This window comes from Streptomyces sp. NPDC024017, assembly GCF_040638895.1.
Lineage (GTDB): Bacteria > Actinomycetota > Actinomycetes > Streptomycetales > Streptomycetaceae > Streptomyces.
Genome location: NZ_JBEZYZ010000007.1, coordinates 151,803 through 174,383 on the forward strand (window position 1 = coordinate 151,803; position 22,581 = coordinate 174,383).

Genomic DNA, 22,581 nt, shown 5'->3' on the forward strand with positions numbered 1-22,581 from the left:
CGCCGCCCCCTGATCCCGCCCCTGAACATGCAAGGACGATCCACGCTACGAAGAGCCCCACTGGTGCAGCCGCCGAAAGACTCATCCATCTCCGGGCGGCAGGCGTGAGCCTGGTGCTGGACCTGCGGGGCGACGGCCTGCCGACCGTGCTCCACTGGGGCGCTGATCTCGGCGACCTCACCCAGGAAGAGCTGTCGCAGCTGGCCGAGGCCGTCACCATGCCGAACATGCCGGGATGCGACGACGTCGTGCCGCGGGTGTCGTTGCTGCCCGAGCACGGCACCGGATGGCCAGGACAGCCCGGTCTGACCGGTCACTGCCAAGGCGCCGACTGGTCACCCCTGTTCACCCTCGACTCGGTGGAGGCCGAGGGCTCCTCGGCACGGATCCGGGCCACCGACCGGACCGCCCGTCTCGGTCTCGTCCTGGAAGCCGGGCTCACCGCCTCCGGGCTGGTGCGGATGCGAGCCGCAGTACGCAACGACGACCCCGTACGGCCGTACACGCTCGACGGCTTGATGCTCGCGCTGCCGATCCCCGATGCCGCCACCGAACTGCTCGACCTCACCGGCCGCTGGTGCCATGAACGCGCCCCGCAACGCCATCCGTTCCACGCCGGCACCTGGCTGCGCGAGACCCGCGGCGGGCGCACCGGCCCCGACGCCGCCTTGGTCCTGGCGGCCGGCACACCGGGCTTCGGCTTCGGCCACGGCGAGGTGTGGGGCCTGCACATCGCCTGGAGCGGCAACCACCGGATCCTGGCCGAGCGGCTGCCCACCGGACGGCCGGTCGTCGCCGCCGGTGAACTGCTGCTTCCGGGCGAGGTGATCCTCGGCCCGGGCGAGGAGCACACCGGCCCGTGGCTCTACGCCGCCCACAGCGACCAGGGCCTGGACGGACTGTCCGCCCGCTTCCACGACCACCTGCGTGCCCGCCCCGGACATCCGCACCGGCCCCGACCGGTGGTGCTCAACACCTGGGAGGCCGTCTACTTCGACCACGACCTCGACAAGCTCACCCTCCTCGCCGACCTCGGCGCGGAGGTCGGCGTGGAACGCTTCGTCCTGGACGACGGCTGGTTCCGCCACCGTCGCGACGACCGGGCCGGACTCGGCGACTGGTACGTCGATGAAGCCGTCTGGCCCAGCGGCCTGCGCCCGCTGATCGACCATGTGCGCGCGCTCGGGACGGAGTTCGGCCTGTGGGTCGAACCGGAAATGGTCAGCCCCGACTCCGACCTGGCCCGCGCCCACCCCGAATGGATCCTGGCCACCGGTGGCCGCACCCCCGCCGACCGCCGCTCTCAGCAGGTGTTGGACCTCACCCACCCCGAGGCGTACGCGTACATCCTGGAGCGGCTCGACGACCTGCTCACCGAGTACGACATCGCTTACCTCAAGTGGGACCACAACCGCGAACTGGTCGACGCCGGCCACTCACCGGGCGGCGAACCCGCCGTCCACGCCCAGACCCTCGCCGTCTACGACCTGCTCGACGAACTGCGCGCACGCCACCCGGGCCTGGAGATCGAATCCTGTTCCAGCGGCGGCGGACGGGTAGACCTCGCCATCCTGGAGCGCACCGACCGCGTCTGGGCCAGCGACTGCAACGACGCTCTGGAACGCCAGTCGATCAACCGTTGGACGGGTCTGCTCCTGCCGCCCGAACTCGTCGGCTCCCACATCGGTGCCGCCCGCTCCCACACCACCGGCCGTACCCACGACCTCGCCTTCCGGGCCTGCACCGCGCTCTTCGGTCACCTCGGCATCGAATGGGACCTGACCCGCGCAAGCGCGAGCGAACGCGCCGAACTCGCCCGCTGGGTCTCCCTCCACAAGCAGCTCCGCCACCTGCTGCACACCGGCCGTGTCGTCCGCGTCGACCACCCCGACCCGGCCCTGTGGGCGCACGGTGTCGTCTCCCGCGACCGGACCGAAGCCGTGTTCGCCCTCGCCGCCATGGCCACCCCGGTCGCCGCCCACCCCGGCACGCTGCGGCTGCCAGGCCTCGACCCGAACGCCACCTACCGCCTGCGCCCGCTGCCCCCGGCGACCAGGCCCCCGGCATGGAACGGGGAACCCCCGCCTGGTGCACCAAGGACGGCATCACCCTGCCCGGCAGCGTCCTGGAACACGTCGGCATCCAGATCCCCAACCTCCACCCCGACCAACTCGTCCTGCTCCACCTGACGCGCCGCTGAGCATGTCAATCGGAATCGCGCCCAGCGGCCGAGGTGCGACTCAAAACGCACCAGAGGAAGCCCCGTCACCCTCACCTTGCCCCGCCGCTGGGCCGGGCTGGGCCGACATCGAGCACGCGGGCTGGTGCCGGCGGGAGGTGGCGGCGCAGTAATTCGCGGGTACGCGCGAACTCCAGGGTGCCCCAGGCCGGTGGTGGCGGCGCGCACCTGCCGTGCGGCCTCGGCTACCTCGGCGGGGCCTTCGAGCTCCACACACTGGACAGCCGTCGATACCGGGTTCGGGTTGTTCACCGCCGATATGCGATCCCGGAAGTCCGCTTCCGCCGCGGCCTTGCGGGCGGCCTCCCTGCGGGAGAGGCTGTCTGTGTTCGCGACCGCCCTGTCCAACCCCCTGGCCAGCCGAAGGACCGGGTGTACCTCAGCCGCGTAGCTCTGGGCTGCCGTCATGAGCCGTACGTAGGCTTCGGGCCGTGTCGAGGGGGCCGAGGTAGGCGCTGGCGGCCTGGGCGACCTCGGCTTGGACCGCGGCTGCGGCTTGCCGTCGCGGACCATGAACGGTGAACATCCCGGTGAGGGCCGCGCCCACCACAGCTCCTCCGGCGCCCATGACGGCGGTGGCTGTCTCCTGCACCCGTCGGCAGCTCCAGCACACCCTCACGAGGTGTGCATCCTCGGCTCCCGGCGACACTCCACGGCCCGAACGACGCTCAACTCACCGGCCAGGCACGACAATCATCGCCGAAACACCTCTCATGAGCGCCCCAGCACGCGGGTGAGGCCGGCGACGAGTGTGGTGGCGAGTATCCAGCCCAAGGCGATGAGGACATAGGCGAACCACTGCAGTCCGCTCGCCGATAAGAACGCCTTCTCCTGGCCGAAGTCAATGATGGGCAGCAGTAGGTCGAGTGTGTAGACGGTGGGGTTGAAGGCCGGGCCGCGACCCGATTCGGAGCGCTGTGGCTCGCTGATGCTGAAGACGAGTGTGCCGAGGAGCGTGAGGGCGACGAGCCATCCACCGGCGAGGGCGGGGCGGTAGCCATAGCCTGCGACAGCGTCTTGCAACCAGTCCCAGATCTTGGTTGTCCACGGCAGAGTTGAGCGGTGGTGACGATGCTTGGCGCGCAGGACCCTGCGGGCTTCGCCGTCATGGCCGAGGACGCGGTAGGCCGCCGCCAATTGCTCGTAGGGCTGAGGCAGGTACTGACCGCTGAGGCTCTCCTTGAGCCAGGCGAGCCGAGTGTTGGTCGAGCGTGGTGGGAGCGGTTCGAGCCGCTCGTAGGTGAGGGCGTCGAGTTCCAGCAGGGGACCTCCTTGAGGGCGGTCGACCAGCTTGCCGATGGTCGCTCCCCGCAGCGAGACCGACTTCGTGTCCGCTCGTGCGGTGCCGATGTCCAGGCGTCGCGCGTTGATCTCATCGAGGCGGAGCGCCGGTTCGTCGGAGGGGGCTCCGTGCACAACGGCTTTCGATAAGACTGCTTCACCGGTGATTTGTGCGCCGGTCAGGATGATGCCGTGCGCCACCCGGATTTCCGAAGCCCACAAGGTGTCACATGTCAGGAGATGGGCGCCGAGTGCCTGTTCGGTGCTTCCAGCATGGCCGATGTGGGCTTGGCGCAGGTCCACACCGCCGATCCGGGCGCTGGCGAGCGACAGCCACTTGCCTATGGACAGGCCGAAGCGGCCGTTGAACCATGACCCGATCGTGAGGAGGTTTCCGTTGATCCAACCACCGACCTTCGCACGATCGAGGTTGAGGTCGAGCGTGATGTCGCTCCCTTGGATCCATACGTTGCCCTCCACGACCGCGTCGCGCATGTCAAGGCCCGGACAACGCAGAGCTTCCGCGCTGAGCTCGGGCAGGTGAGCGCCCTGCAGGCAAACGGCGAGAGTCGTAGCGTGCCGAAGGCTCAAGGCATCGGAGAAGGAACAGGCGTCGAAGTCGATTTCGCAGTCGATAGTCGCGGAGGTCAGGTCGAGTTCACCCGTCACTCGTGCGCCCGTGACACGGAGCGCGCGAACCTTCCCGGGATTCGCGGGCGGGCCGTCAAGAAGGAGGAGTGCGATCACGTGAGCTCTGATCTGCCGCTCCGGGCCCCACGCTGCTCCAGTCGCTGGGTCGTTATCAGCCGCCCTTCCCGTACGTAGGTCCAACATGCTGCCGTCACGGAAAGCGGACCACAGGCGGCGCTCAGGAGCACTCCAATCTGTCGGCGGTGACGTGGCGTCAGGCTCTGGGCGGTTGGCCATGATTCGTTGTACGAGATGCAAGGCTCCTCCACCAGAGGGCCGATAGGCTGCCGTGCCTCAGTGGTCTGCAGGGGCAGTCCTCGTTCTCGTACCAGGTCCTCCGAGGTGCGCTGTGCGGTGGCTTGGGTTCTGACGGTAGCGCGAAGGGCTCCAGTCGACGGGGTGTTCGGCCAGCCATGGCGTACCCCGGGCGAGGGCGAGCGGCCGACCGCGGTAGGGCACGGTCCGTGGAAGGTCTGCCTCACGTTCGATCCACTCTTACGAGTGAATAGGCTGACCGGCCAGTCTCAGATTCATGGCCGACTGGCCATCCGTCGTGAGATTCGGCAACGGAATCTGAGATCCCGCAGCTCGATGTCAACGGACAGTTCGCCGGGCGGCAGACAGGAAAGATCGCGGAAAGACTGGCCAACGGGCGCGAGGGCATGTCAACGTACACGACCTTGCAAGAAACACCAGGTCAGAGAGGTGATTGCCCGTGACCGTAGCCCCTGCCGGCCCCGGTTTCTCCGCCACCGTCGAAGCCCTGCGACCGCGGGAGTGGCAGCTCGGCCCCGGTCAGCCGACCCTGGCATGGACCAGGACGGCAGATCCTACCTCGGTTGGTTCCCGCTCGGCCGCCCCGGCACGGATGGCGAGGGATGGAAGATCGCTGTCACCGGAACCGCCGAGATCCGCGGCTACCACCTGTCGTTCGACGACACCGAAACGCCGACCGACATCGTCGCCGCGGTCGGAGCACGCGTGCTGGAGACCTCACGCCGCCTCTGACAGCGCGGACACCGACACGTAGTGCCCGCCCTGCGAGCGCTGGCCGTACCGACGCTTGTGACGACGTGACCCGGCGGGGCCGAGGCCCTCTGTCCCGCCGGGGCCAGGGCGATCGCGTAGCGGAGCCCCAAGCCCGGAGATGCTCAGCCGCCTCGTCACGATGGCATAACGGGCTCGCGCGGACGATGGGCGGGACCGAACCCGGGTCAGGGTCGGCGCGTCACAGGGACGGCACGGCCCCACACCCGTCCGCCACGCAGCCTCTATCGCTCACCAACCAGCCCCGGGGAGACCCATGCAAACCAACGTCAGGCGCACCGTCCGTCTTCTCGCCGTGCTTGCCTTGTGCACCGTTGGAGCTGGTGCCGCCGCAGGGTGCGGCAACGCCGAGGCCGACAACGATGACGCAGAGGCCCGCAGCACCGAGCCGGCGCCCCAATTGGGGGCACGCGCCCGCCAGGTAGCCGATGCCTGGGACGGCTCCAAGGCAGCCGAAGCGTGGAACGAGGGCTACTACCCCATGGAGGCAGTCGTCCAGTTGCCCGAGAACGGCCTCCGCAGCGAAGCAGACAGGCGCGCCTATGAGACCGGGAACTTCGACCTGCGCGGGAAGCTCCCGTCCGCCCCGCACAAGAGCGGACACGTGATGTGGAAGAGCGGGAGCCCGCTCACGACACCACTGATGGAGGCCGAGAAGGCCTACGAGACCCTGGACCGTGACAGCAGCCCTGGACCGCGCCTGACCGTGACCGCAGCGAGACTGGGCGAAATGACCGTGGTCACCACTCGTGGACCGGCGACCGTCCCGGCCTGGCTGTTCACCCTGGAAGGCTACGCCAGTCCCCTCAAACGGGCCGCGGTCAGCCCGTCCAAGCTCCCCACGCCACCGATCAAGCCGCTTGAGCAGGAGGAAGTACCCACTGACGTGCTGGCGCCACTCGGTGGCCTGACGGAGGTAGCGAAGGACGGCCGGTCCGTCACTGTGGTGGCCACCCACGGTTCCTGCGACGACGGCCCCACCGTGGGGGTGCTCGAGACGAGCGGCAGCGTGGTGCTGTCCGCATCCGCAGCCGGCTCCAAGGAGGGTATCTGCAGTGGTGAACTGCGCGGCGAGAAGGTGGCGGTGAAGCTGGACCGGCCGGTCGGCAAGCGCATGGTCCTGGACGCGTTCACCGGACGTCCGGTGCCGTACAGCGAGTGGCCCAGGACCTCGCGGAGCTGGAGCTGAGCCGCCTCTGATTTCCTTTCGCTCATCCTGGTCACCTCACGGCGCCAGGTACGGCCCTCTGATCGCCCGGAGCGTTCACGTACTTTGGCAGCGCGGCAACTCCGCCACGCCACGGTTTCTGCGGGGCGATTCGTCAGCAACAGCCGCCTGGACATCGTGGCCACCAAGGCACTCGCCAGCGCCCTGTTCGCGCCGATGTTCGACAGCCACACCACCGGTGAGCGCAGTCGCCCGAACTTCGCCCGTTACTACTTCCTCGACGACGCCTCCCACGACTTCGTCGAGGACTGGGACCGCGCCGCCAACACCACCATCGCCCTGCTGCGCACCGAAGCCGACCGGTACCCGAACGACAAGGCGCTGCGCGAACTCGTCGGCGAGCTGTCCACAGTCAGTACACCGTGGACCCGCAGGCGCCACTGCATGTGTTCCATCCGCGCGGACATCGCAAGCGAGGCGAACGTCTGCGCCAACTGGGCTGCGCCTCCTGCCCCTCCTGCGCCCTCTTCGCCCAGATGGGAGCCATCCTCTCGTACCCCTCGGCACGCTTGGGCGCTTCGCTCGCGGTCATTCCCAACCCCCTGTAGTCGACGACGAGCACTCGCCTGAGTGGGCTTACCGGCTGGCTTCGGTGTGCTCGCGAATCGCGTGGGCCACATCGAGCAGGGCGTAAGCGACAGCGGCCAGTCCCTCCCCGATGGCGTCGGTCTGCTTCTCCGCACCCTCCCGGTCAGCCGCTGCGTCCGCCCTGCTCTCCGCGCAATCGCCCCACAAGCTCTTTGCCAGCATCCGTACACCTCCCCGTGCCACCGGTCCGTCCGGCAGCCTCTGCTGCCTCTCCTGTCGACCGCACCGCGAATCGCCTGATCTCCGCCATCCTGGTAGGACCAACGGCTGGCCCGGTCGCTCAGTGGCTGGTCGGCCTTGTGCCAGCGCCCGAAAGGGGGACCAAGCTGCTGCGGTTGTGGCCGAGGACCGGCGATGCGGCAGCAGCGGCGGGGCTGACGGAGACCCAGCAGTAGCCGCCGCCCGAAGGAGCGCCGCGTACCGCCTCGCCGCCGAAAAGCGGTCCGCGCTACGTCAACGGCGAGCTGTTTCCGGGTCTCCGCTGGCCCGAGGCAGCAAGCCATTCGGCTGACCTTGGGCGAGGCTCAACCGTCTTCCCCGGCACTTACCGGGGAAGATGCGCATTGACCTGCATCAGCACAGATGGAGTTGGACATGCACGCGAGCAAGGGTGACCGCCTGGTGATGCACGGCCGGGTAGTGGGCGAGTCTGATCGTGTAGTGGAGATTGTGGAGGTGCTGGGGCCGAACGGCACGCCGCCCTTTCGCGTGCGCGCGGCAAACGGCCACGAATCGATCATGAGCCCTGGCCCGGACACTGTGGTGGACCACCGCAAATCCGCAGACCAAATCTGAGACCCACACAGGGCACGCCGCGGCGGGCACGAGCAGGACCAGTCGCCCGCCGCCGGCTACGTGTCGGCGTTGAAGCGCGCGTCGTCCGCCGTCAGCCGGTCACGCGAGTCCGCGACGGCCATCCGGAAGCCCAGCTCGGGGGCGTCGTTGCCGCCGGTCGCGTCCCAGGCGCGGATCTCGCTCACGATGCGTTCGGCGAGGCCGGCGCCGCCCTCGCCGTGGCCGATCACGCCGACCTCCCAGTACCGGCCCTTCTCGTCTTCGCCCTCTCTCATGACTGCCCGCAGCCGATGCACAGGACGGTCGCGATGATCCAGTACCTGTCACCGCCGGGGGCTCTGACCAGTGCGGGGTCGCGCACCCCACGAGTTCCCACCGTGGAACGCAGGGTCATCCCGACGCCGTTGAGGTCACTCCAGTCAGGCCGTCCGTGCTGTGCCAGAAGTGGATCTGCTGACCGGTCGAACCCTTCCCGATGAAGTGCGTCATCCTTTCTCCGACTTTCCGTCGCACCCGTGGTCGCCGCGCCGACGGCGTCGGCTCACTTGACGCTGTCGCGGCTCTCAGCGGTGCCCGTCAGGTCTTCCGGCGTGACGTCATGGTCCGCTGGATCAGGATGAAGGCGCACAGCAGCACACCCGTGGCGATCTTCGTCCACCAGGAGCTGAGCGTCCCCTCGAACGTGATGACGCTCTTGATCAGGCCGAGCACCAGCACCCCGAAGAGCGTGCCCAGCACATACCCGGATCCGCCGGTCAGCAGGGTGCCGCCGATGACCACGGCGGCGATGGCGTCGAGTTCCATGCCCACGGCGTGCAGCGGGTCGCCCGACTGGATGTAGAGCATGAACAGCAGGCCGGCCAGGGCGGAGCAGAAGCCGCTCACCGTGTACACGGCGATCTTCGTGCCGCCCAGGGGAAGGCCCATGAGCAGGGCCGACTGCTCGTTGCCGCCGATGGCGTACACACGGCGTCCGAAGCGGGTGTAGTGGAGCACGTAGGCGGCGACGGCGAGGACGACCAGGGCCACGACGGCGCCGATCGACAGGTCCCCCACGCCCAGTGACACCCGCGTCTGGGCCAGGGTGCCCACCGAGGCGTCGTTGATGGAGATGGACTCCTTGCTGATGACCAGGCACAGTCCGCGGAAGAGGAAGAGCCCGGCGAGCGTGACGATGAACGGCTGGATCTCGAAGTTGTGGATGACGTAGCCCATCAGGAACCCGCCGAAGGCGCCGACGGCCAGTGCGAGGGGGACGACCAGGAGCAGCGGCAGTCCCTGACGTTCCACCAGCCACGCCGTGAACATGGTGGTGAAGCCGATCATCGAGCCCACGGACAGGTCGATGCCGCCCGACATGATGACGAAGGTGGCACCGATGGCGGCGACCAGCAGATAGCCGTTGTCGATGAACAGGTTGAGGAACACCTGGGGTTCGGCGAAGCCGTAGTTCTGGTACCGGCTGAGGCCACCGAGGTACATGGCGATGAACAGGGCGGCCGTGACCAGGACGGGCAGACGCCGGTCGCCGAGCAGGCGCGTGGCACGGGCACGGGAGGCGGTGCTGCCGCGCGGAGCCGCCTTGGGGGTCTGGGTGGTCGCGCTCATCGCGACACCTCCATCTTCGGGGCGGCGTCGGCCGCCGGAGCGGGCTCCACCGGGGCGGCGTCCCGGCGCGGGCCCTTGGGGCCCTTCGCGCCGAAGACCTTGGCCCGGAACTTCGGGGACTGCAGCAGGCAGACGACGATGACGACGGCGGCCTTGAAGACCAGGTTGGTCTGGGTCGGCACGCCGATGGTGTAGATCGTGGTGGTCAGGGTCTGGATGACGAGGGCGCCGACGACCGTTCCGCCGATGGAGAACCGGCCGCCGAGCAGTGAGGTGCCGCCGATCACCACGGCGAGGATGGCGTCGAGTTCGATCCACAGGCCGGCGTTGTTGCCGTCGGCGGCCGAGGTGTTGGAGCTGATCATCAGGCCCGCGATGCCCGCGCACAGCGCGCAGAACATGTAGACCATGATCTTGATGCGGGTGGACCTGATGCCGACCAGGCGGCTGGCCTCGGCGTTGCCGCCGACCGATTCGACGAGCAGGCCGAGCGCCGTGCGGCGGGTCAGCGCCACGGTCACGGCCACCACCGCGGCCACCACGAAGATGGAGAAGGGCAGGGTCAGCCAGTAGCCGCCGCCGATCAGCTTGTACGGCTCGCTGTTGACGGTGATGATCTGGCCGTCGGTGATCAGCTGGGCGACACCTCGGCCCGCGACCATGATGATGAGGGTCGCGATGATGGGCTGGATTCCCATCCTGGCCACCAGGAAGCCGTTCCACAGACCGCAGACGATCGCGGCCACCAGCCCGATGCCCATCGCCAGGAACACCGCGGACAAGGCGTTCTGGTCGGCCTGGTCGCTGATGTATGAACAGGTCAGGGCGCCGGTGATGGCGACTACGGCACCGACGGAGAGGTCGATGCCGCCGGTGGCGATGACCAGGGTCATGCCGACCGCGACGAGGATCAGCGGTGAGCCGAACAGCACGATGGAGACGAGGCTGCCGTAGAGGTGGCCGTCCGTCATGTTGATCGAGAAGAAGTCGGGCGTGAAGGGGACGTTGACGAGCAGCAGGGCGATCAGGACCGCGACCGGCCAGAACAGGTGGTGATGCGTCAGTGCTCGCCAGCGGGAGGTGGTGGTCACTGGTGTTCTCCGCTCGCGATGGTCTCGAGGATCTTGCTGGTGGTGATCTCCGGCCCGTTGGTCAGCCGCGCCACCAGCCGGCGGTCGCGCAGCACTCCGATGGTGTGGCTGAGCCGGAGCACCTCCTCCAGTTCGGCCGCGATGTACAGCACCGACATGCCGTCCTCGGAGAGGGACACCACCAGTTTCTGGATCTCCGTCTTGGCTCCGATGTCGATGCCGCGCGTCGGCTCGTCCAGGATCAGCAGCTTGGGCTGGGTGATCAGCCAGCGGGCGAGCAGTACCTTCTGCTGGTTGCCGCCGCTGAGCCGGCCCACGCGGGCCTCCGGGTCGGCGGGGCGGATGTCCAGCGCCTGGATGTACCTGGCGACGAGTGCGTCGCGCTGGGAGGCCGGGATGGGCCGGGTCCAGCCGCGGGCCGCCTGGAGAGCGAGGATGATGTTCTCGCGCACCGTCAGGTCGGGGACCAGGCCCTCGCTCTTGCGGTTCTCCGAGCAGAACGCCACACCGGCCGCGATGGCGTCGTTCGGGGCGCTCATCGAGACCTGCTTGCCGCCGATGGTCACCTTGCCGCTGTCGGGCTGGTCGGCCCCGAACAGCAGCCGGGCGAGTTCGGTGCGGCCCGATCCCAGCAGACCGGCGAGTCCGAGCACCTCGCCCTTGTTGATCTGCAGGTCGAAGGGGGCGATCCCGCCGGTGCGGCCGATCCCCTCGGCCTTGACCAGGGTCTCGCCGACGTCGGAGTGCATCTGGTGCTCGGCCAGTTCCTCGAGCTGGTCCAGGGCCTTGCCGATCATCAGCTCGATCAGCCCGACCTGGTCGAGGTCGCGGACCAGGTGCTCGCCGACCAGGGTGCCGTTGCGCAGGACGGTCATCCGGTCGCAGACCTCGTAGATCTGGTCGAGGAAGTGCGACACGAACAGGATCGCGACGCCCTCGTCCCTCAACTGCCGCATCAGGCGGAACAGTTCGAGGACCTCGTCGCGGTCGAGGCTGGAGGTCGGCTCGTCGAGGACCAGCACCTTGGTGCCGGATCCCGCGCCGCCCCGGTCCCCGGTGCCCACCGACCGTACGATCGCGACCAGTTGCTGCACGGCCAGCGGGTACGAGGACAGCGGCGCGGCGACGTCGATGTCGAGTCCGAGCCGGTCGACCAGCTCCGCCGCCTCCTTGCGCATCCGCTTCCACTGGATGCGGCCGGCGCGGGTGGGTTCGCGTCCGATGAAGATGTTCTCCGCCACCGACAGGTTGGGGCAGAGGTTGACCTCCTGGTAGACCGTGCTGATGCCGGACTGCTGCGCCTGGAGCGGGCTGCCGAACCGTACGGACTCGCCGTCCAGGGTGATGGTGCCGTCGTCCAGGGAGTAGACGCCCGTCAGCACCTTGATGAGGGTGGACTTCCCCGCACCGTTCTCGCCCATCAAGGCGTGGATCTCGCCGGGGAAGAGCCGGAAGTCGACGCCCGACAGAGCCCGTACCCCCGGAAACTCTTTGACTATGCCCGTCATCTCCAGGACGGGCTGCGGCTCTGCCATGGCAGCGCTCCTCGTGAATGGTCCAGGTCCGCAGGGAGCCCCCCGGCCGAGGGATGTCGGCCGGCCGGAGGCTCCCTGCCGGTGGGGACGGTCGGTCAGTACTTGCGGGTGGGGAGCGCGTCCTTGGCCTGGTCCTGCATGAAGTCGCTCTCCTTGGTCTTGATCCAGCGTTCGACCGTCTCGCCGTCCTTGACCTTCTTCACGACCTCCATCAACTGCGGGCCGAGCAGCGGGTTGCACTCGACGATGGCGTTGATCTTTCCTTCGGACATGGCGACGAAGCCGTCCTTCACGCCGTCGATGGAGACGATGAGGATGTCCTTGCCGGGCTTCTTGCCGGCCGCCTCGATGGACTGGATGGCGCCGATGGCCATGTCGTCGTTGTGCGCGAAGAGCACGTTGATGTCCGGGTTGGACTGGAGAAAGGCCGCCATGACCTGCTTGCCGCCGGCCCGGGTGAAGTCACCGGTCTGGCTGACGACGACCTTCCAGTCGTCCGCGTGGTCCGCCTCCATGACCTCCTTGAAGCCCTTGGCGCGCTCGATCGCGGGGGCGGCGCCGGTGGTGCCCTCCAGCTGGGCGATCTTCACGGCGCCCTTGTGGCCCGCCTTCTCCAGGACCTTCTCCAGGATCTTGGCGGCGCGTCGGCCCTCGTCCGTGAAGTCGGAGCCCACCAGGGTCACGTACAGGGAGTCGTCGGAGGTCTCGACGGAGCGGTCGGTGAGGACCACCGGGATCTTCGCGGCCTTGGCCTCCTTGAGCACCGCGTCCCAGCCCGTGACGACCACGGGCGAGAAGGCGATGACGTCGACCTTCTGCGCGATGTAGTTGCGGATCGCGGAGATCTGGTTCTCCTGCTTCTGCTGGGCGTCGGAGAACTTGAGGGTGTAACCCGCGTCCTTCGCGGCCGACTTCACCGAGTCGCTGTTGGCGGTGCGCCAGCCGCTCTCCGAGCCGACCTGGGAGAAGCCGAGGGTGATCGCCTTGCTGCCGCTGCCGGCGGCGGCAGCAGCGTCGCCGTCCTCCTTGGCGCAGGCCGCGAGTCCGGTCGCAGCCGCCACACCGACCGCCGCGGTGAGGAAGTTCCTTCTGCTGAGCATGCTTGATCTCCTTCGTTGAGCCGGCCCGGGGACGGGACTCGGTTGCTGCGGCTTCTGACGTTCCGTCGGAAACCAGGGGAGTGATGCCGTTCTGCAGGCCGACCAACGTTCGAAATATTGAACATGCGTGGCGCGTGCCGTCAGAGGGTGGTCAGGGTGGAGTGCGGCCGGGAACGGCCGGACGCAGAGGGCGGGGAGCCGGCGAGGTGCTCGGCACCGGAGGAGCGGATCGGCGGGCAGGGCGGGATCAGGGAGGGGTCGGCGAAGTGGTCGTGGCGCTGATGTCACCCGGCCGACGCGGGCGATGGGTCCGGGCTCGGTGACGACCGGAGGTGCTCCGGTCGGGCCGCGCCCTCGTTCCACTCCTCGACGGCTCCAGGAGCAGGGCGCTGCTTCACTCCGCCACTGCGAAGAGGTCCTGGCGGACCGCGCTCAGCAGAGGTGCCGAGAACTCCGGCTCCGGGGCGCGAACCCGGACCCGGCGGCGTCGCAGAGAGTGCGGGCGCTCACTTCGCCCGGCTTTCGCAAGGAGAGGTGCGGTCTAATCGTTGGCCGCAACCCGCCAGGGAGGTGCTGCTGTGCGCCGGATGTGCCACGGCCGTACCTCCCTCAAATGTGTCGGTGATGCGGAGGTCATATGAGCGCCCACCGTCCCCCCTGGTCAAGAGGTTGCGCGAGAAGCAGGCCATCACGTTTGGGTAACGCGGGGCAGCGGGCGAGGGGGACTGCCTGCCGGCCGCCCGGCGCGAAAGTGCCTTCTTCGGCGGAGGTATTGACGCTCGGCAGGCACGGCCATACCTTTCGATCGCTGAACGAAGTATCGAACTCTGTACGACATCCCGGACGATCGGCCCGCTAGCGGTCCTCCTTGCGCGCTGGTCCGGGTCGGAGCCGCGAAATGAGGGCACCGTCATGACGGCGACACATCCGGCAGCACCGCGGTCCGTGCGACCTGTCCCTGCCTGCTACCGCCCACGGGACGGGATCGCGAACGCCGGACGCCTCGCGCCCGGACGACGGCACGGCTCGGCTTGGGGCGGCGCCCCTCATCGCACGGTGCGCACCTGAGGAGGGGCATCGGGCCCAGGCTGAGGCCGCACATCCGGATTCAGCTCCGGACGCTGTCTCGCCTGCCATGACCAGCGCATGCCTGGCGATCCGCCGCGCGAGCGGGCGCGGGCGGGCACGTCGACAGTCTGTGACGCCGGGCGCCCTCGCGATCCGGATTCGGCACGCATGAGGCCGGGAAGCCCCCATGAACACGTGGGAACCACGGGGGGTGCATCCCCGGGCCAGGCGCCCGGCAGTCGACGTTTCCGCAGGTCACAACCTCGCCCAAGGGAAACTCACCTGAAGACGCCGGGGGGCAGTCCGGCATCGGTGCCGACGCGGCCCAGCAGCAGGGCCGACAGCGGTGACGCTTCCGACGGCTTCAGGACGACGGTGCAGCCTGCGGCGAGGGCCGGGGCGACTTTCTAACTGGCCAGGGTGAGCTGGGTGTCACTGCGCATGGGTCGAATCCCCGACTTCTGCATGGATACGGCCGTCACCGAGCCTCAAGGGCCGCGAGGCCGTGGGCCAGACGGCGGACGCCCTCGGTGATGGACTCCGCGTCGGCAGCGTACGACAACCGGAGGTGCGCCTCGCCCCGGGCGCCGAACTCGCTGCCCGGCCGGACGGCGACGCCGTACGAAGTGCGTAGTGCCGCCACGACGTCGGCCGAGCGCAGATCGAGGTCGTACCGTGGGAACTGGTAGAACGCGCCTTCGGAAGAGCTCAGTGTGAGGCCCGGGATCTTGTCGAGCTCCGTCCGCATGATCTCGCGGCGCGTCTCGTACTCCGTCCGCATCCTTGCGATGTCAGGGTCGCAGGTTCGCACCGCGGCGAGTGCGGGATCCTGGGCGACGGCGTTGACCGAGCCGTTGAAGGTGTTGAGGTCGGCGTACGCCTCGTCGGAGATTGACGAGAGTGGGCGTGCCGTCGAGCAGTTCGGCGAGTGTCTCCAACTCGGCCCGGCTGTGCACGATTCCGGTCGGAGATTGCTGGGGTTGCAGAAGACGAAGAGCGCGCAGAGTACGAGCACGGCTGCGCGCAGGGCGTGGACGACTTGAGGTCGGCATGAGTCCTGAGGGGCCCTGCGGAAGCTGCCCGAACATGCGACTCGCTGTGGAGTGCGGGATGCAGGGTCCGACTCGCTGAAGCCCAGGCCAAGACGCTGATTGAGAGTCCCGGAGCGCAGCGGGATGACTCCTGCCCGCTTCGGATCGATCCCGCATGCCCCTCTGTCCACTCCACTGCACATTCCTTTGGAAAATGCCAAAGCGTTCACCTGCGCCGAGCACATTCCGTAGTGTCGTGCTCACGTTCGCGGGAACGGCCGTGCAGGGGGAGGGGGTTCGGCGTGCCCGGAATCGACGAGAGTCTGCTGGAGGCCATGCGGCTGCCAGGTGCTCGAGGGGCGTCGGTGGTCGACTGGATCAGTGGTCTCGCTCTGGGTGCGGTGGGTGACGCACCCGGTGGCGACGTGGAGGCGATGGCTGCGGAAACCGCCGAACTCGCCCGCCTCGCCACCGAGAGCGGCGCCCTTGCCCTGACCGCTGGTGAGCCGGGGGGAGCGCCGGAGGACGACCCGGGCGGGCCGTCCGGCAAGGAGCCCCCCGTACAGGACCTGATCATCACCAACGCCGACTCGTACCACCTGCTGAGGTTCGTCACCACGACCTTCGACAGCACCGTGTTCGCGCACTTATGGCTCGACCGCCGGGAAGGGAACCTCGCTCTGGCCCGCATCCGGCTGGCCGAGATAACGGACCGGCTGGTGCTCGGATGACCACGTCGACCCTGACGGCGCGCTCGGGCGAACCGGCCTCAGCCACGCTGGGCACCCTCGCCGCGCAGGGCGCGACCGGCGCCCTGTCCACCGAGTCGGGGATCGTCTACCTCGCGGCGGGACACGTCGTGCACGTCGAATCCGCCGTCACACCCGACCTCGGCGACCTGCTCACCCACAGCGGTGCGCTCGCCCCCGACGGCTGGTGGGAGGCGATCGACCGGGCCGGCCGCCGCTGCCGCGTCGGACGGCAGTTGGTGGACAGCGGCCACCTCGCCGCCGGCGCGCTGGAACTGTGTCACCTGGGCGCCCTCTTCGACGCGGCGTACTTCGTCCTCGCCCAGGACGGACCGGCGCTGCGGTTCCGTCCCGGAGCCGCGCACTGGCTCGGCGCGGTCCGTCCCGTACCGGTGGACACCGTCCTGCGCGAGTCCAGACGCCGCCGCGAACTGCTGCACCGCATATGGCCCGAGCCCGCCGTCGACCGCGCGCCTCTCGCCCGGGTGCCCGGACCGGACGCCGCCGACCTGCCTGCCCGCCGAGGGCGGACCCTCGCCCAGGTCGACGGCGTCCGCACCGCCGCCCAGATCGCCACGGCCCTCGCCTGCCGCACCTTCCACACCCTCGTCGAACTCCGCCGCCTCGCCGCCGCCGGGCTGGTGGCTCCTGTAGCCCCCCTGGTCCCCGTCCCCTCCCCAGCCCCAGCATCCGCCCCCGCCCCCGCCACCGTGTCCGCCGAGCCGGGCCCCACCCCTCGTCCCGTGGCACCGGACGAGCCCGACACCGCACTGCTGCGACGGCTCCTGCACGCCTTGGAGGCACTGTGATCCGCGCGCGAAGACAGCGTGCCGAAAGGAGACTGCTCATGGCCGTCGAGACCGACGTCCTGGACGAACTGCGTCGGCTCCGCACCCGCATACCCCGGCTGACGGGCTCCCTCGCGGCCACCGTCGACGGACTCGTCCTCGCCCAGGACGTGCCGGACACCGAACCGGAGGGACTCGCGGCGCTCACCGCCGCCGCCCTGGGCGTCGCCTACCGCATGACCGACGCCGCCGCCCGCGGCGACTTCCGCGAACTGCTGGTGCGGGGCTCCGGAGGCTATGTCGCGACCTACGCCGCCGGAACGACCGCCGTACTCACCCTCCTCGCCGAGGACCGCGTCAACGTCGGCCGCCTCCACCTCGAAGGCCGGCGCAGCGGCGCCCGGATCGCCGACCTGGTGGCCACGCGAGTGGGCCCGGGCACCGGTCGTCACGCCGACCGGCCCGCGCCCGAAGAGCACCTCGCCACGGTGCCCCCGGCCACGGACCGCCCCATCGGCACCCTCCCGGTACGCACCCCGCAGCGGCCCACGCACCAGCCGCGCCCGCAGACCGGCATCTGAGCCAACCCGACCTCCCGACCCACCGAAGTAGAAGACCGAAGGAAAGGAACCGAGCGCATGGCCAACACGGAGACCGCGCTGAAGGAATGCCTGAGCTCCATCGACGGAGCGACGGCCGCCGCACTCGTCGACTACACCAGCGGCATGGCCCTCGGCACCCTCGGCGGCACCAAGGACTTCAACCTCGAAGTCGCCGCCGCGGGCAACACCGACGTCGTCCGGTCCAAGCTGCGCACCATGGAGCACCTGGGGCTGAAGGAAGAGATCGAGGACATCCTGATCACCCTGAACACCCAGTACCACCTCATCCGCCTCCTGAAGGGGCGCGGAGGCAGCGGACTCTTCCTCTACCTGGTGCTCGACGGGAGCCGGGCCAACCTCGCGATGGCCCGACACCAGCTGCGCCGCATCGAAGCCGACCTGGAGGTCTGAACCGGCACCACCGGACGGGCGCCCTCCGCCACGCATGTGCAGCGGAGGGCCCCGGCACGTCGCACGGCGACGACACACGCGCAGCGACCGCGTCTACGGTGGTGCCATGACGGCACCCCTGGACGTGCTCGTGGTGGGTGCGGGCCCCACCGGACTCGCACTCGCGACCCAACTGCGCGCCTATGGAACCCCGTTCCGGATCGTGGACCGGTCACTGGACCGCACCCGGGAGTCCCGCGCCCCGGCGATCCAGCCCCGCACCCTGGAGATGCTGTCCGGGTTCGGTGTGGCGGACGACCTCGTCGACCGGGGCAGTGCGACGGTCGGGCTGCACCTGCATCTGCCCCGACGCGTGCTGCACGTGCCGGTGTTCGACGTCGGCTGCGACGACACGCCGTACCCGTTCCTGCTCTTCCTCCCGCAGTCGGAGACGGAAGCCACCCTGACGGCTCATCTGGCCGCGCGGGACGTGACGGTCGAGCGGGGCACCGAGCTGGTCAGCGCCGAAGCGGAGGGCGAGTACGCCACCTGCCGCCTGCGAAGCCCGGACGGCACCGAGGAGACCGTGCGTGCCCGCTACGTCGTCGGCTGCGACGGCGCACACAGCACCGTGCGCACCGCGGCGGGCATCGCCTTCGAGGGCTACGCCTATCCGCAGACGTTCCTGCTGGCGGACCTGGAGGCCGACGGACTGGAGCAAGGCACCGCACACACGTACATGACCGCGGCCGGGCTGCTGTTCTTCTTCCCGCTCGGCACTCCGGCCACCTGGCGGATGATCGCGATGCACCCACCGGGCGCTCCCGGCGGCGAGGTGACCCTGGACCTCCTCCAGCGGATCACCGACAACTGGACGCCCGACGAGCTGTCCCTGCGCGATCCGGTCTGGATGACGAGCTTCCGCATCCACAACCGCGGTGCCGCCCGCTACCGCAAGGGCCCGTTCTTCCTCGCGGGCGATGCGGCACACATCCACAGCCCGGCCGGGGGACAGGGCATGAACACCGGCATCCAGGACGCGCTCAACCTGGGCTGGAAGCTCGCCCACGTCTGCCGCGGCGCGGCACCGGAGGAGTTGCTGGAGACGTACGAGGCGGAGCGCGCCCCGGTCGGCCACGGCGTACGCCGCCTCACCGACCGCGCGTTCACCGTCGGTACGAGCAGCCACCCTGCCCTACGGCTGGCGCGGACGCGTCTCGCCCCGCACCTGGCCCCCCTGCTCCTGCGCGCGACCGGTGCCCGGGCACGCCTGTTCCGCACGGTGTCCGAACTCGGCATCCACTACCGCCGCGGCCCCGCCACCGTCACCGGATCGCCCCGCCCTCGGCAGGGCCCACACGCGGGAGACCGCCTGCCCGACACCCCGGCCGGGCTTCAGCGCCGCGTCGCCGGACCGGGCTACCACCTCCTGCTCGGCGGCCCCACCCGCTCCTGGCCCCAGGACCCGCCCCTGGGCGGACGGGGCGACTTGGTGAGCGTGCACCACCTGGGCACGCAGAGCCCGTGGCCGGGCATCACCCACGCCCTCGTACGACCCGACGGTTACGTGGGCTACCTGGCGCGCGGCACCGACCTCACGGGTCTGCGCGCCTATCTCGACCGCTGGCTGCCGGCGCGTTAGACCGGGAGGCCGGCGAGCCACTCGATCAGGAGCCGGTTGGTTTCGGACGGACGCTCCTGCTGGACGAAGTGACCGCAGCCGTCCAGGAGGTGCGAGGCCCTCAGGCCGGGCAGCGTCGTCGGGTACGCCTCGATCGCGTCGGCCAGCCAGGTCGTGGACGCGTCCAGGCTGCCGCCGATGAACAGCGAGGGCTGGGTGACAGGGGCACCGGAGAAGCCCACCAGGTCCTGCCAGTCGCGGTCCATGTTCCGGTAGCGGTTCAGGGCTCCGGTCATCCCGGTGCGCTCGAACTCCCCGGCGTAGACGTCGAGGTCGGCCTCGCTCAGCCAGTCCGGCAGCCGGCCGACGGGGAACCGGTCGCGCAACCGGCCGCCGCGGACCAGGAAATGGGGGTCGGTCTCGGGCATCGTGCCCGCGGACAGGGCCGCGTAGAAGCCCGCGAGCCAGCCGCGCACGTCGGGCTCGATCTCCGACTCGGCCCGGCCGGGCTCCTGGAAGTAGGAGACGTAGAACTCCTCGTCGCCGCCCATCCGCGCAAAGACCTCACTCGGCCGCGGCCCGCCGGGCGGGGTGTAGGGCACGCTCAGCAGCCCCACCGCGTGGAAGACGTCCGGCCGCACCAGCGCGGAGGTCGCCGCGATGGTCGCGCCCCAGTCGTGCCCGACCAGCACCGCGGACGGCTCGCCCAGGGCCTCCAGCACGGCGACGTTGTCCTCCACCAGCTCGAGCATCCGGTACGCGTCCGGCTCCGAAGGCCGCGACGAGCGTCCGTAGCCGCGGACGTCGACGGCGACCGCGCGGTAGCCGGCCGCGGCCAGAGCCGGTAGCTGGTGGCGCCAGGAGTACCAGGACTCGGGGAACCCGTGCAGCAGGAGCACGAGCGGTCCGTCACCCTGCTCCACGAGGTGGATGCGGCCGGCTGGTGACGGCACAAGGCGATGCGTGCGGTCGGCGGCGGACGTCTGCGGCATGGATCCTCCCGCGATCCCAAGGGGCGCTCGGTCCACCGATCATCCAGCGCCCGCCGCGCCGCACGCGAAGCCTGTTGCCGTTCCGGCAAAAGGCTCAGCCGTGGAAGGTGATGTACCCGTTGCGGTCCGCGTCGGAGCCGCTCGCGGTGTACGAGTGCACGTCCGCACGACTGCCGGACGGCTTGTACACGTAGATCGTGTCCTTGTCGTTGTTCCACATGAAGTTGCAGTTGTCGCGGTAGACGACGTTGTTCGCGTCGGAGTCGGCCCCGTTGCCGCCGCGCAGCTTCACGTAGTCACCCGGCTGAAGGCTGTGGCTCGCGGTGAAGGTGAACTTGTTCCCCGCGGCGTCCTTCACGACGTACCCCTTGAGGTTCACCGTCGTCGAACGCGAGTAGTTCTTGATGGTCAGGTACTCCTCGGCGGTGTTCCCGCCCGAGCAGCGGTTGGAGTCGCTGCCGGGAGCGTCGTACTGGATGCCCCGGATCTTCAGCGCGGAGTCGTACTCGGCGGCCTGGGCCGGAACCGCCGACAGGGCGGTGAGGGCCCCGGCAGCGACGGCCGTGGTGGCGACAAGGCGTATACGCATGGACGTTCGTCCCCCCTGCATGGCCTTCAGGTGAAGGCGATGTGATGGTTCAGTGAAGCCTCCGGATCGTACACGCTTCAAGTACGCAGAAGGGCGGGTCCGGTGACATTGCCACCGAACCCGCCCCGCGGGATGTAGAACGTCAGGTGTGAGGCGTCAGGCGCCGCTGGCCCGCAGCATGTCCTCGCGCTCGACGATCTTCACGCGCTCACGGCCCTCGGGCTCGCCCAGGGCCTTCTCCGCGGCGTCCAGCTTGTACCAGCCGTCCCAGGTGGTGAAGCGGATGTCGCGCTCGGCGAGGAACGCGTCCACGGCCTCGGGGTCCGGGGTGGCGGGCGTGTGCAGCCTGCCGCCCGCGTAGTCCTCCAGCAGGTTCTTCACCGTCTCGTTGGCGTCGCCCTTGGTGTGCCCGATGAGGCCGATGGGGCCGCGCCGGATCCAGCCGGTGACGTACGTGGACTGCAGGTGCTCGCCCGACTCCTGCACGACCCGGCCGCCCTCGTCCGGAACGGTGCCGGAGTCGATGTCCCAAGGCAGCTTGGGGAGTTTGTCGGACAGGTAGCCCACCGCGCGGTACACCGCGCCGACGTCCCAGGTGTTGAACGTGCCGGTGCCCTTGACGTTGCCGGTGCCGTCGAGTTCCGTGCGCTCGGTGCGCAGACCGACGACCTTGCCGTCCTCGCCGAGGACCTCGACCGGCGACTCGAAGAAGTGCAGGAAGAGCTTGTGGGGCCGGTCGCCGACGTCGCGGATCGCCCAGTTCTCCAGGGTCTTCGCCACCATGTCGGCCTGCTTGTTGCCGCGCCGCGTGGTGATCGAGCCCTCGTCGTAGTCGATGTCCTCGGGGTCGACGATGACCTCGATGTTGGGGGAGTGGTCCAGCTCCCGCAGCTCCATCGGGCTGAACTTCGCCTGCGCCGGGCCGCGGCGGCCGAAGACGTGGATCTCCTTGGCCCGGTTGGCCTTCAGGCCCTCGTAGACGTTGGCCGGGATCTCGGTGGGCAGCAGCTCGTCCGCAGTCTTGGCCAGGACGCGCGCGATGTCGAGCGCCACGTTGCCGACGCCGAGCACGGCCACCTTCTCCGCCTCCAGCGGCCAGGTGCGCGGCACGTCCGGGTGGCCGTCGTACCAGGACACGAAGTCGGCGGCGCCGTACGAGCCGTCGAGGTCGATGCCCGGCAGTGAGAGCGCCCGGTCGGCCGTCGCGCCGGTGGCGAAGATCACGCCGTCGTAGAACGCGCGCAGGTCGTCCAGGCCGATGTCGGTGCCGTAGTCCACGTTGCCGAAGAGCCGGATCTGCGGTTTGTCGAGCACCTGGTGCAGGGCGGTGATGATGCCCTTGATCCGCGGGTGGTCGGGGGCGACGCCGTAACGGATCAGTCCGAACGGCGCCGGCATGCGCTCGAAGATGTCGATGGACACGCCGGGTTCGGCGGCCACCTCGGACTTGAGCAGGGCGTCGGCGGCGTAGATCCCGGCGGGGCCGGATCCGACGATGGCTACCCGCAGGGGGCGGGGCATGGTCAGGTTCCCTTCGAGCGGCGACAAG

At 69.4% G+C, this 22,581-nt stretch carries 20 protein-coding genes and 4 pseudogenes; 10 read left to right on the forward strand and 14 right to left on the reverse strand.

Annotation, left to right across the window (positions count from 1 at the left end; translation table 11 throughout):
- Positions 1 to 104: 104 nt before the first annotated feature.
- Entirely contained in the window at positions 105 to 2,189 is a 2,085-nt protein-coding gene (locus AB0G20_RS20255; RefSeq protein ID WP_361304227.1) for an alpha-galactosidase, read from the forward strand.
- Positions 2,190 to 2,301: 112 nt separating this feature from the next.
- Here AB0G20_RS20255 and AB0G20_RS20260 read toward each other — a convergent pair.
- Both AB0G20_RS20260 and AB0G20_RS20265 read right to left on the reverse strand, forming a co-directional pair.
- Positions 2,302 to 2,388 (reverse strand): annotated as a pseudogene (locus AB0G20_RS20260) (SAM-dependent methyltransferase); the annotation flags it as partial.
- 562 nt (positions 2,389 to 2,950) lie between these two features.
- The gene (locus tag AB0G20_RS20265; protein ID WP_361304230.1) at positions 2,951 to 4,267 is read right to left on the reverse strand and encodes a hypothetical protein; all 1,317 of its coding nucleotides are present in this window, start codon (positions 4,265 to 4,267) and stop codon (positions 2,951 to 2,953) included.
- 658 nt (positions 4,268 to 4,925) lie between these two features.
- On the opposite strand from AB0G20_RS20265, the pseudogene AB0G20_RS20270 reads away from it, so the two are divergent.
- The 3 genes and pseudogenes from AB0G20_RS20270 (at position 4,926) to AB0G20_RS20280 (ending at position 7,055) form a co-directional block, all read left to right on the forward strand.
- Positions 4,926 to 5,218 (forward strand): annotated as a pseudogene (locus AB0G20_RS20270) (DUF317 domain-containing protein).
- Between the two features lie 295 nt (positions 5,219 to 5,513).
- Positions 5,514 to 6,446, forward strand: a complete 933-nt coding sequence (locus tag AB0G20_RS20275; protein WP_361304233.1) for a hypothetical protein — start codon at positions 5,514 to 5,516, stop codon at positions 6,444 to 6,446.
- Between the two features lie 84 nt (positions 6,447 to 6,530).
- A complete protein-coding gene (locus tag AB0G20_RS20280; protein ID WP_361304236.1) occupies positions 6,531 to 7,055 on the forward strand; it encodes a hypothetical protein in 525 nt (174 codons plus the stop codon).
- 6 nt (positions 7,056 to 7,061) lie between these two features.
- Here AB0G20_RS20280 and AB0G20_RS20285 read toward each other — a convergent pair whose 3' ends face one another.
- On the reverse strand, positions 7,062 to 7,235 hold the full coding sequence (locus AB0G20_RS20285; protein WP_361304239.1) for a hypothetical protein: 174 nt from the start codon (positions 7,233 to 7,235) through the stop codon (positions 7,062 to 7,064).
- 432 nt (positions 7,236 to 7,667) lie between these two features.
- Between AB0G20_RS20285 and AB0G20_RS20290 the strand changes: the two genes are divergently transcribed.
- Positions 7,668 to 7,868, forward strand: coding sequence for a DUF1918 domain-containing protein (locus AB0G20_RS20290; RefSeq protein WP_361304242.1), 201 nt, complete (start codon positions 7,668 to 7,670; stop codon positions 7,866 to 7,868).
- Between the two features lie 56 nt (positions 7,869 to 7,924).
- On the opposite strand, the gene AB0G20_RS20295 is transcribed toward AB0G20_RS20290, so the two are convergent.
- The 8 genes and pseudogenes from AB0G20_RS20295 to AB0G20_RS20330 form a co-directional block, all read right to left on the reverse strand.
- Entirely contained in the window at positions 7,925 to 8,143 is a 219-nt protein-coding gene (locus tag AB0G20_RS20295) for a hypothetical protein (RefSeq protein WP_361304245.1), read from the reverse strand.
- A pseudogene (locus AB0G20_RS20300) lies at positions 8,143 to 8,357 on the reverse strand (1,4-beta-xylanase); the annotation flags it as partial. The gene AB0G20_RS20295 and the pseudogene AB0G20_RS20300, both read right to left, overlap by 1 nt.
- A gap of 87 nt (positions 8,358 to 8,444) precedes the next feature.
- Positions 8,445 to 9,476 (reverse strand): galactofuranose ABC transporter, permease protein YjfF, encoded by a 1,032-nt coding sequence (gene yjfF / locus AB0G20_RS20305; RefSeq protein WP_361304248.1) that lies wholly within the window; start codon positions 9,474 to 9,476, stop codon positions 8,445 to 8,447.
- Complete coding sequence (locus AB0G20_RS20310) at positions 9,473 to 10,567, reverse strand: ABC transporter permease (RefSeq protein WP_361304250.1); 1,095 nt, start codon at positions 10,565 to 10,567, stop codon at positions 9,473 to 9,475. Before AB0G20_RS20310 ends, yjfF begins: the two co-directional genes overlap by 4 nt.
- Positions 10,564 to 12,102, reverse strand: coding sequence for a sugar ABC transporter ATP-binding protein (locus AB0G20_RS20315; protein WP_361304252.1), 1,539 nt, complete (start codon positions 12,100 to 12,102; stop codon positions 10,564 to 10,566). The genes AB0G20_RS20310 and AB0G20_RS20315 overlap by 4 nt, the downstream gene beginning before the upstream one ends.
- A 95-nt stretch (positions 12,103 to 12,197) precedes the next feature.
- The gene (locus tag AB0G20_RS20320; RefSeq protein WP_361304255.1) at positions 12,198 to 13,202 is read right to left on the reverse strand and encodes an ABC transporter substrate-binding protein; all 1,005 of its coding nucleotides are present in this window, start codon (positions 13,200 to 13,202) and stop codon (positions 12,198 to 12,200) included.
- 1,355 nt (positions 13,203 to 14,557) lie between these two features.
- Positions 14,558 to 14,695 (reverse strand): annotated as a pseudogene (locus AB0G20_RS20325) (aldehyde dehydrogenase family protein); the annotation flags it as partial.
- 53 nt (positions 14,696 to 14,748) lie between these two features.
- Entirely contained in the window at positions 14,749 to 15,546 is a 798-nt protein-coding gene (locus AB0G20_RS20330; RefSeq protein ID WP_361304258.1) for an aminotransferase class I/II-fold pyridoxal phosphate-dependent enzyme, read from the reverse strand.
- A gap of 57 nt (positions 15,547 to 15,603) precedes the next feature.
- On the opposite strand from AB0G20_RS20330, the gene AB0G20_RS20335 reads away from it, so the two are divergent.
- The 5 genes from AB0G20_RS20335 (at position 15,604) to AB0G20_RS20355 (ending at position 19,472) form a co-directional block, all read left to right on the forward strand.
- Entirely contained in the window at positions 15,604 to 16,032 is a 429-nt protein-coding gene (locus tag AB0G20_RS20335) for a hypothetical protein (RefSeq protein ID WP_361304261.1), read from the forward strand.
- Positions 16,029 to 16,859: a hypothetical protein gene (locus AB0G20_RS20340; RefSeq protein ID WP_361304264.1), complete on the forward strand. Its 831-nt coding sequence runs from the start codon at positions 16,029 to 16,031 to the stop codon at positions 16,857 to 16,859. Before AB0G20_RS20335 ends, AB0G20_RS20340 begins: the two co-directional genes overlap by 4 nt.
- 38 nt (positions 16,860 to 16,897) lie before the next feature.
- The gene (locus AB0G20_RS20345; RefSeq protein ID WP_361304267.1) at positions 16,898 to 17,419 is read left to right on the forward strand and encodes a roadblock/LC7 domain-containing protein; all 522 of its coding nucleotides are present in this window, start codon (positions 16,898 to 16,900) and stop codon (positions 17,417 to 17,419) included.
- A 57-nt stretch (positions 17,420 to 17,476) separates the two neighbouring features.
- Entirely contained in the window at positions 17,477 to 17,851 is a 375-nt protein-coding gene (locus AB0G20_RS20350) for a hypothetical protein (RefSeq protein ID WP_031110827.1), read from the forward strand.
- A 106-nt stretch (positions 17,852 to 17,957) separates the two neighbouring features.
- Positions 17,958 to 19,472 (forward strand): FAD-dependent monooxygenase, encoded by a 1,515-nt coding sequence (locus AB0G20_RS20355; RefSeq protein WP_361304270.1) that lies wholly within the window; start codon positions 17,958 to 17,960, stop codon positions 19,470 to 19,472.
- On the opposite strand, the gene AB0G20_RS20360 is transcribed toward AB0G20_RS20355, so the two are convergent.
- The 3 genes from AB0G20_RS20360 to AB0G20_RS20370 form a co-directional block, all read right to left on the reverse strand.
- A complete protein-coding gene (locus tag AB0G20_RS20360) occupies positions 19,469 to 20,443 on the reverse strand; it encodes an alpha/beta hydrolase (RefSeq protein WP_361304273.1) in 975 nt (324 codons plus the stop codon). The genes AB0G20_RS20355 and AB0G20_RS20360 overlap by 4 nt on opposite strands.
- 94 nt (positions 20,444 to 20,537) lie before the next feature.
- On the reverse strand, positions 20,538 to 21,032 hold the full coding sequence (locus tag AB0G20_RS20365) for a lamin tail domain-containing protein (RefSeq protein WP_361304276.1): 495 nt from the start codon (positions 21,030 to 21,032) through the stop codon (positions 20,538 to 20,540).
- Positions 21,033 to 21,188: 156 nt separating this feature from the next.
- Positions 21,189 to 22,553: an FAD-dependent oxidoreductase gene (locus tag AB0G20_RS20370; protein ID WP_361304279.1), complete on the reverse strand. Its 1,365-nt coding sequence runs from the start codon at positions 22,551 to 22,553 to the stop codon at positions 21,189 to 21,191.
- Between the last annotated feature and the right edge of the window lie 28 nt (positions 22,554 to 22,581).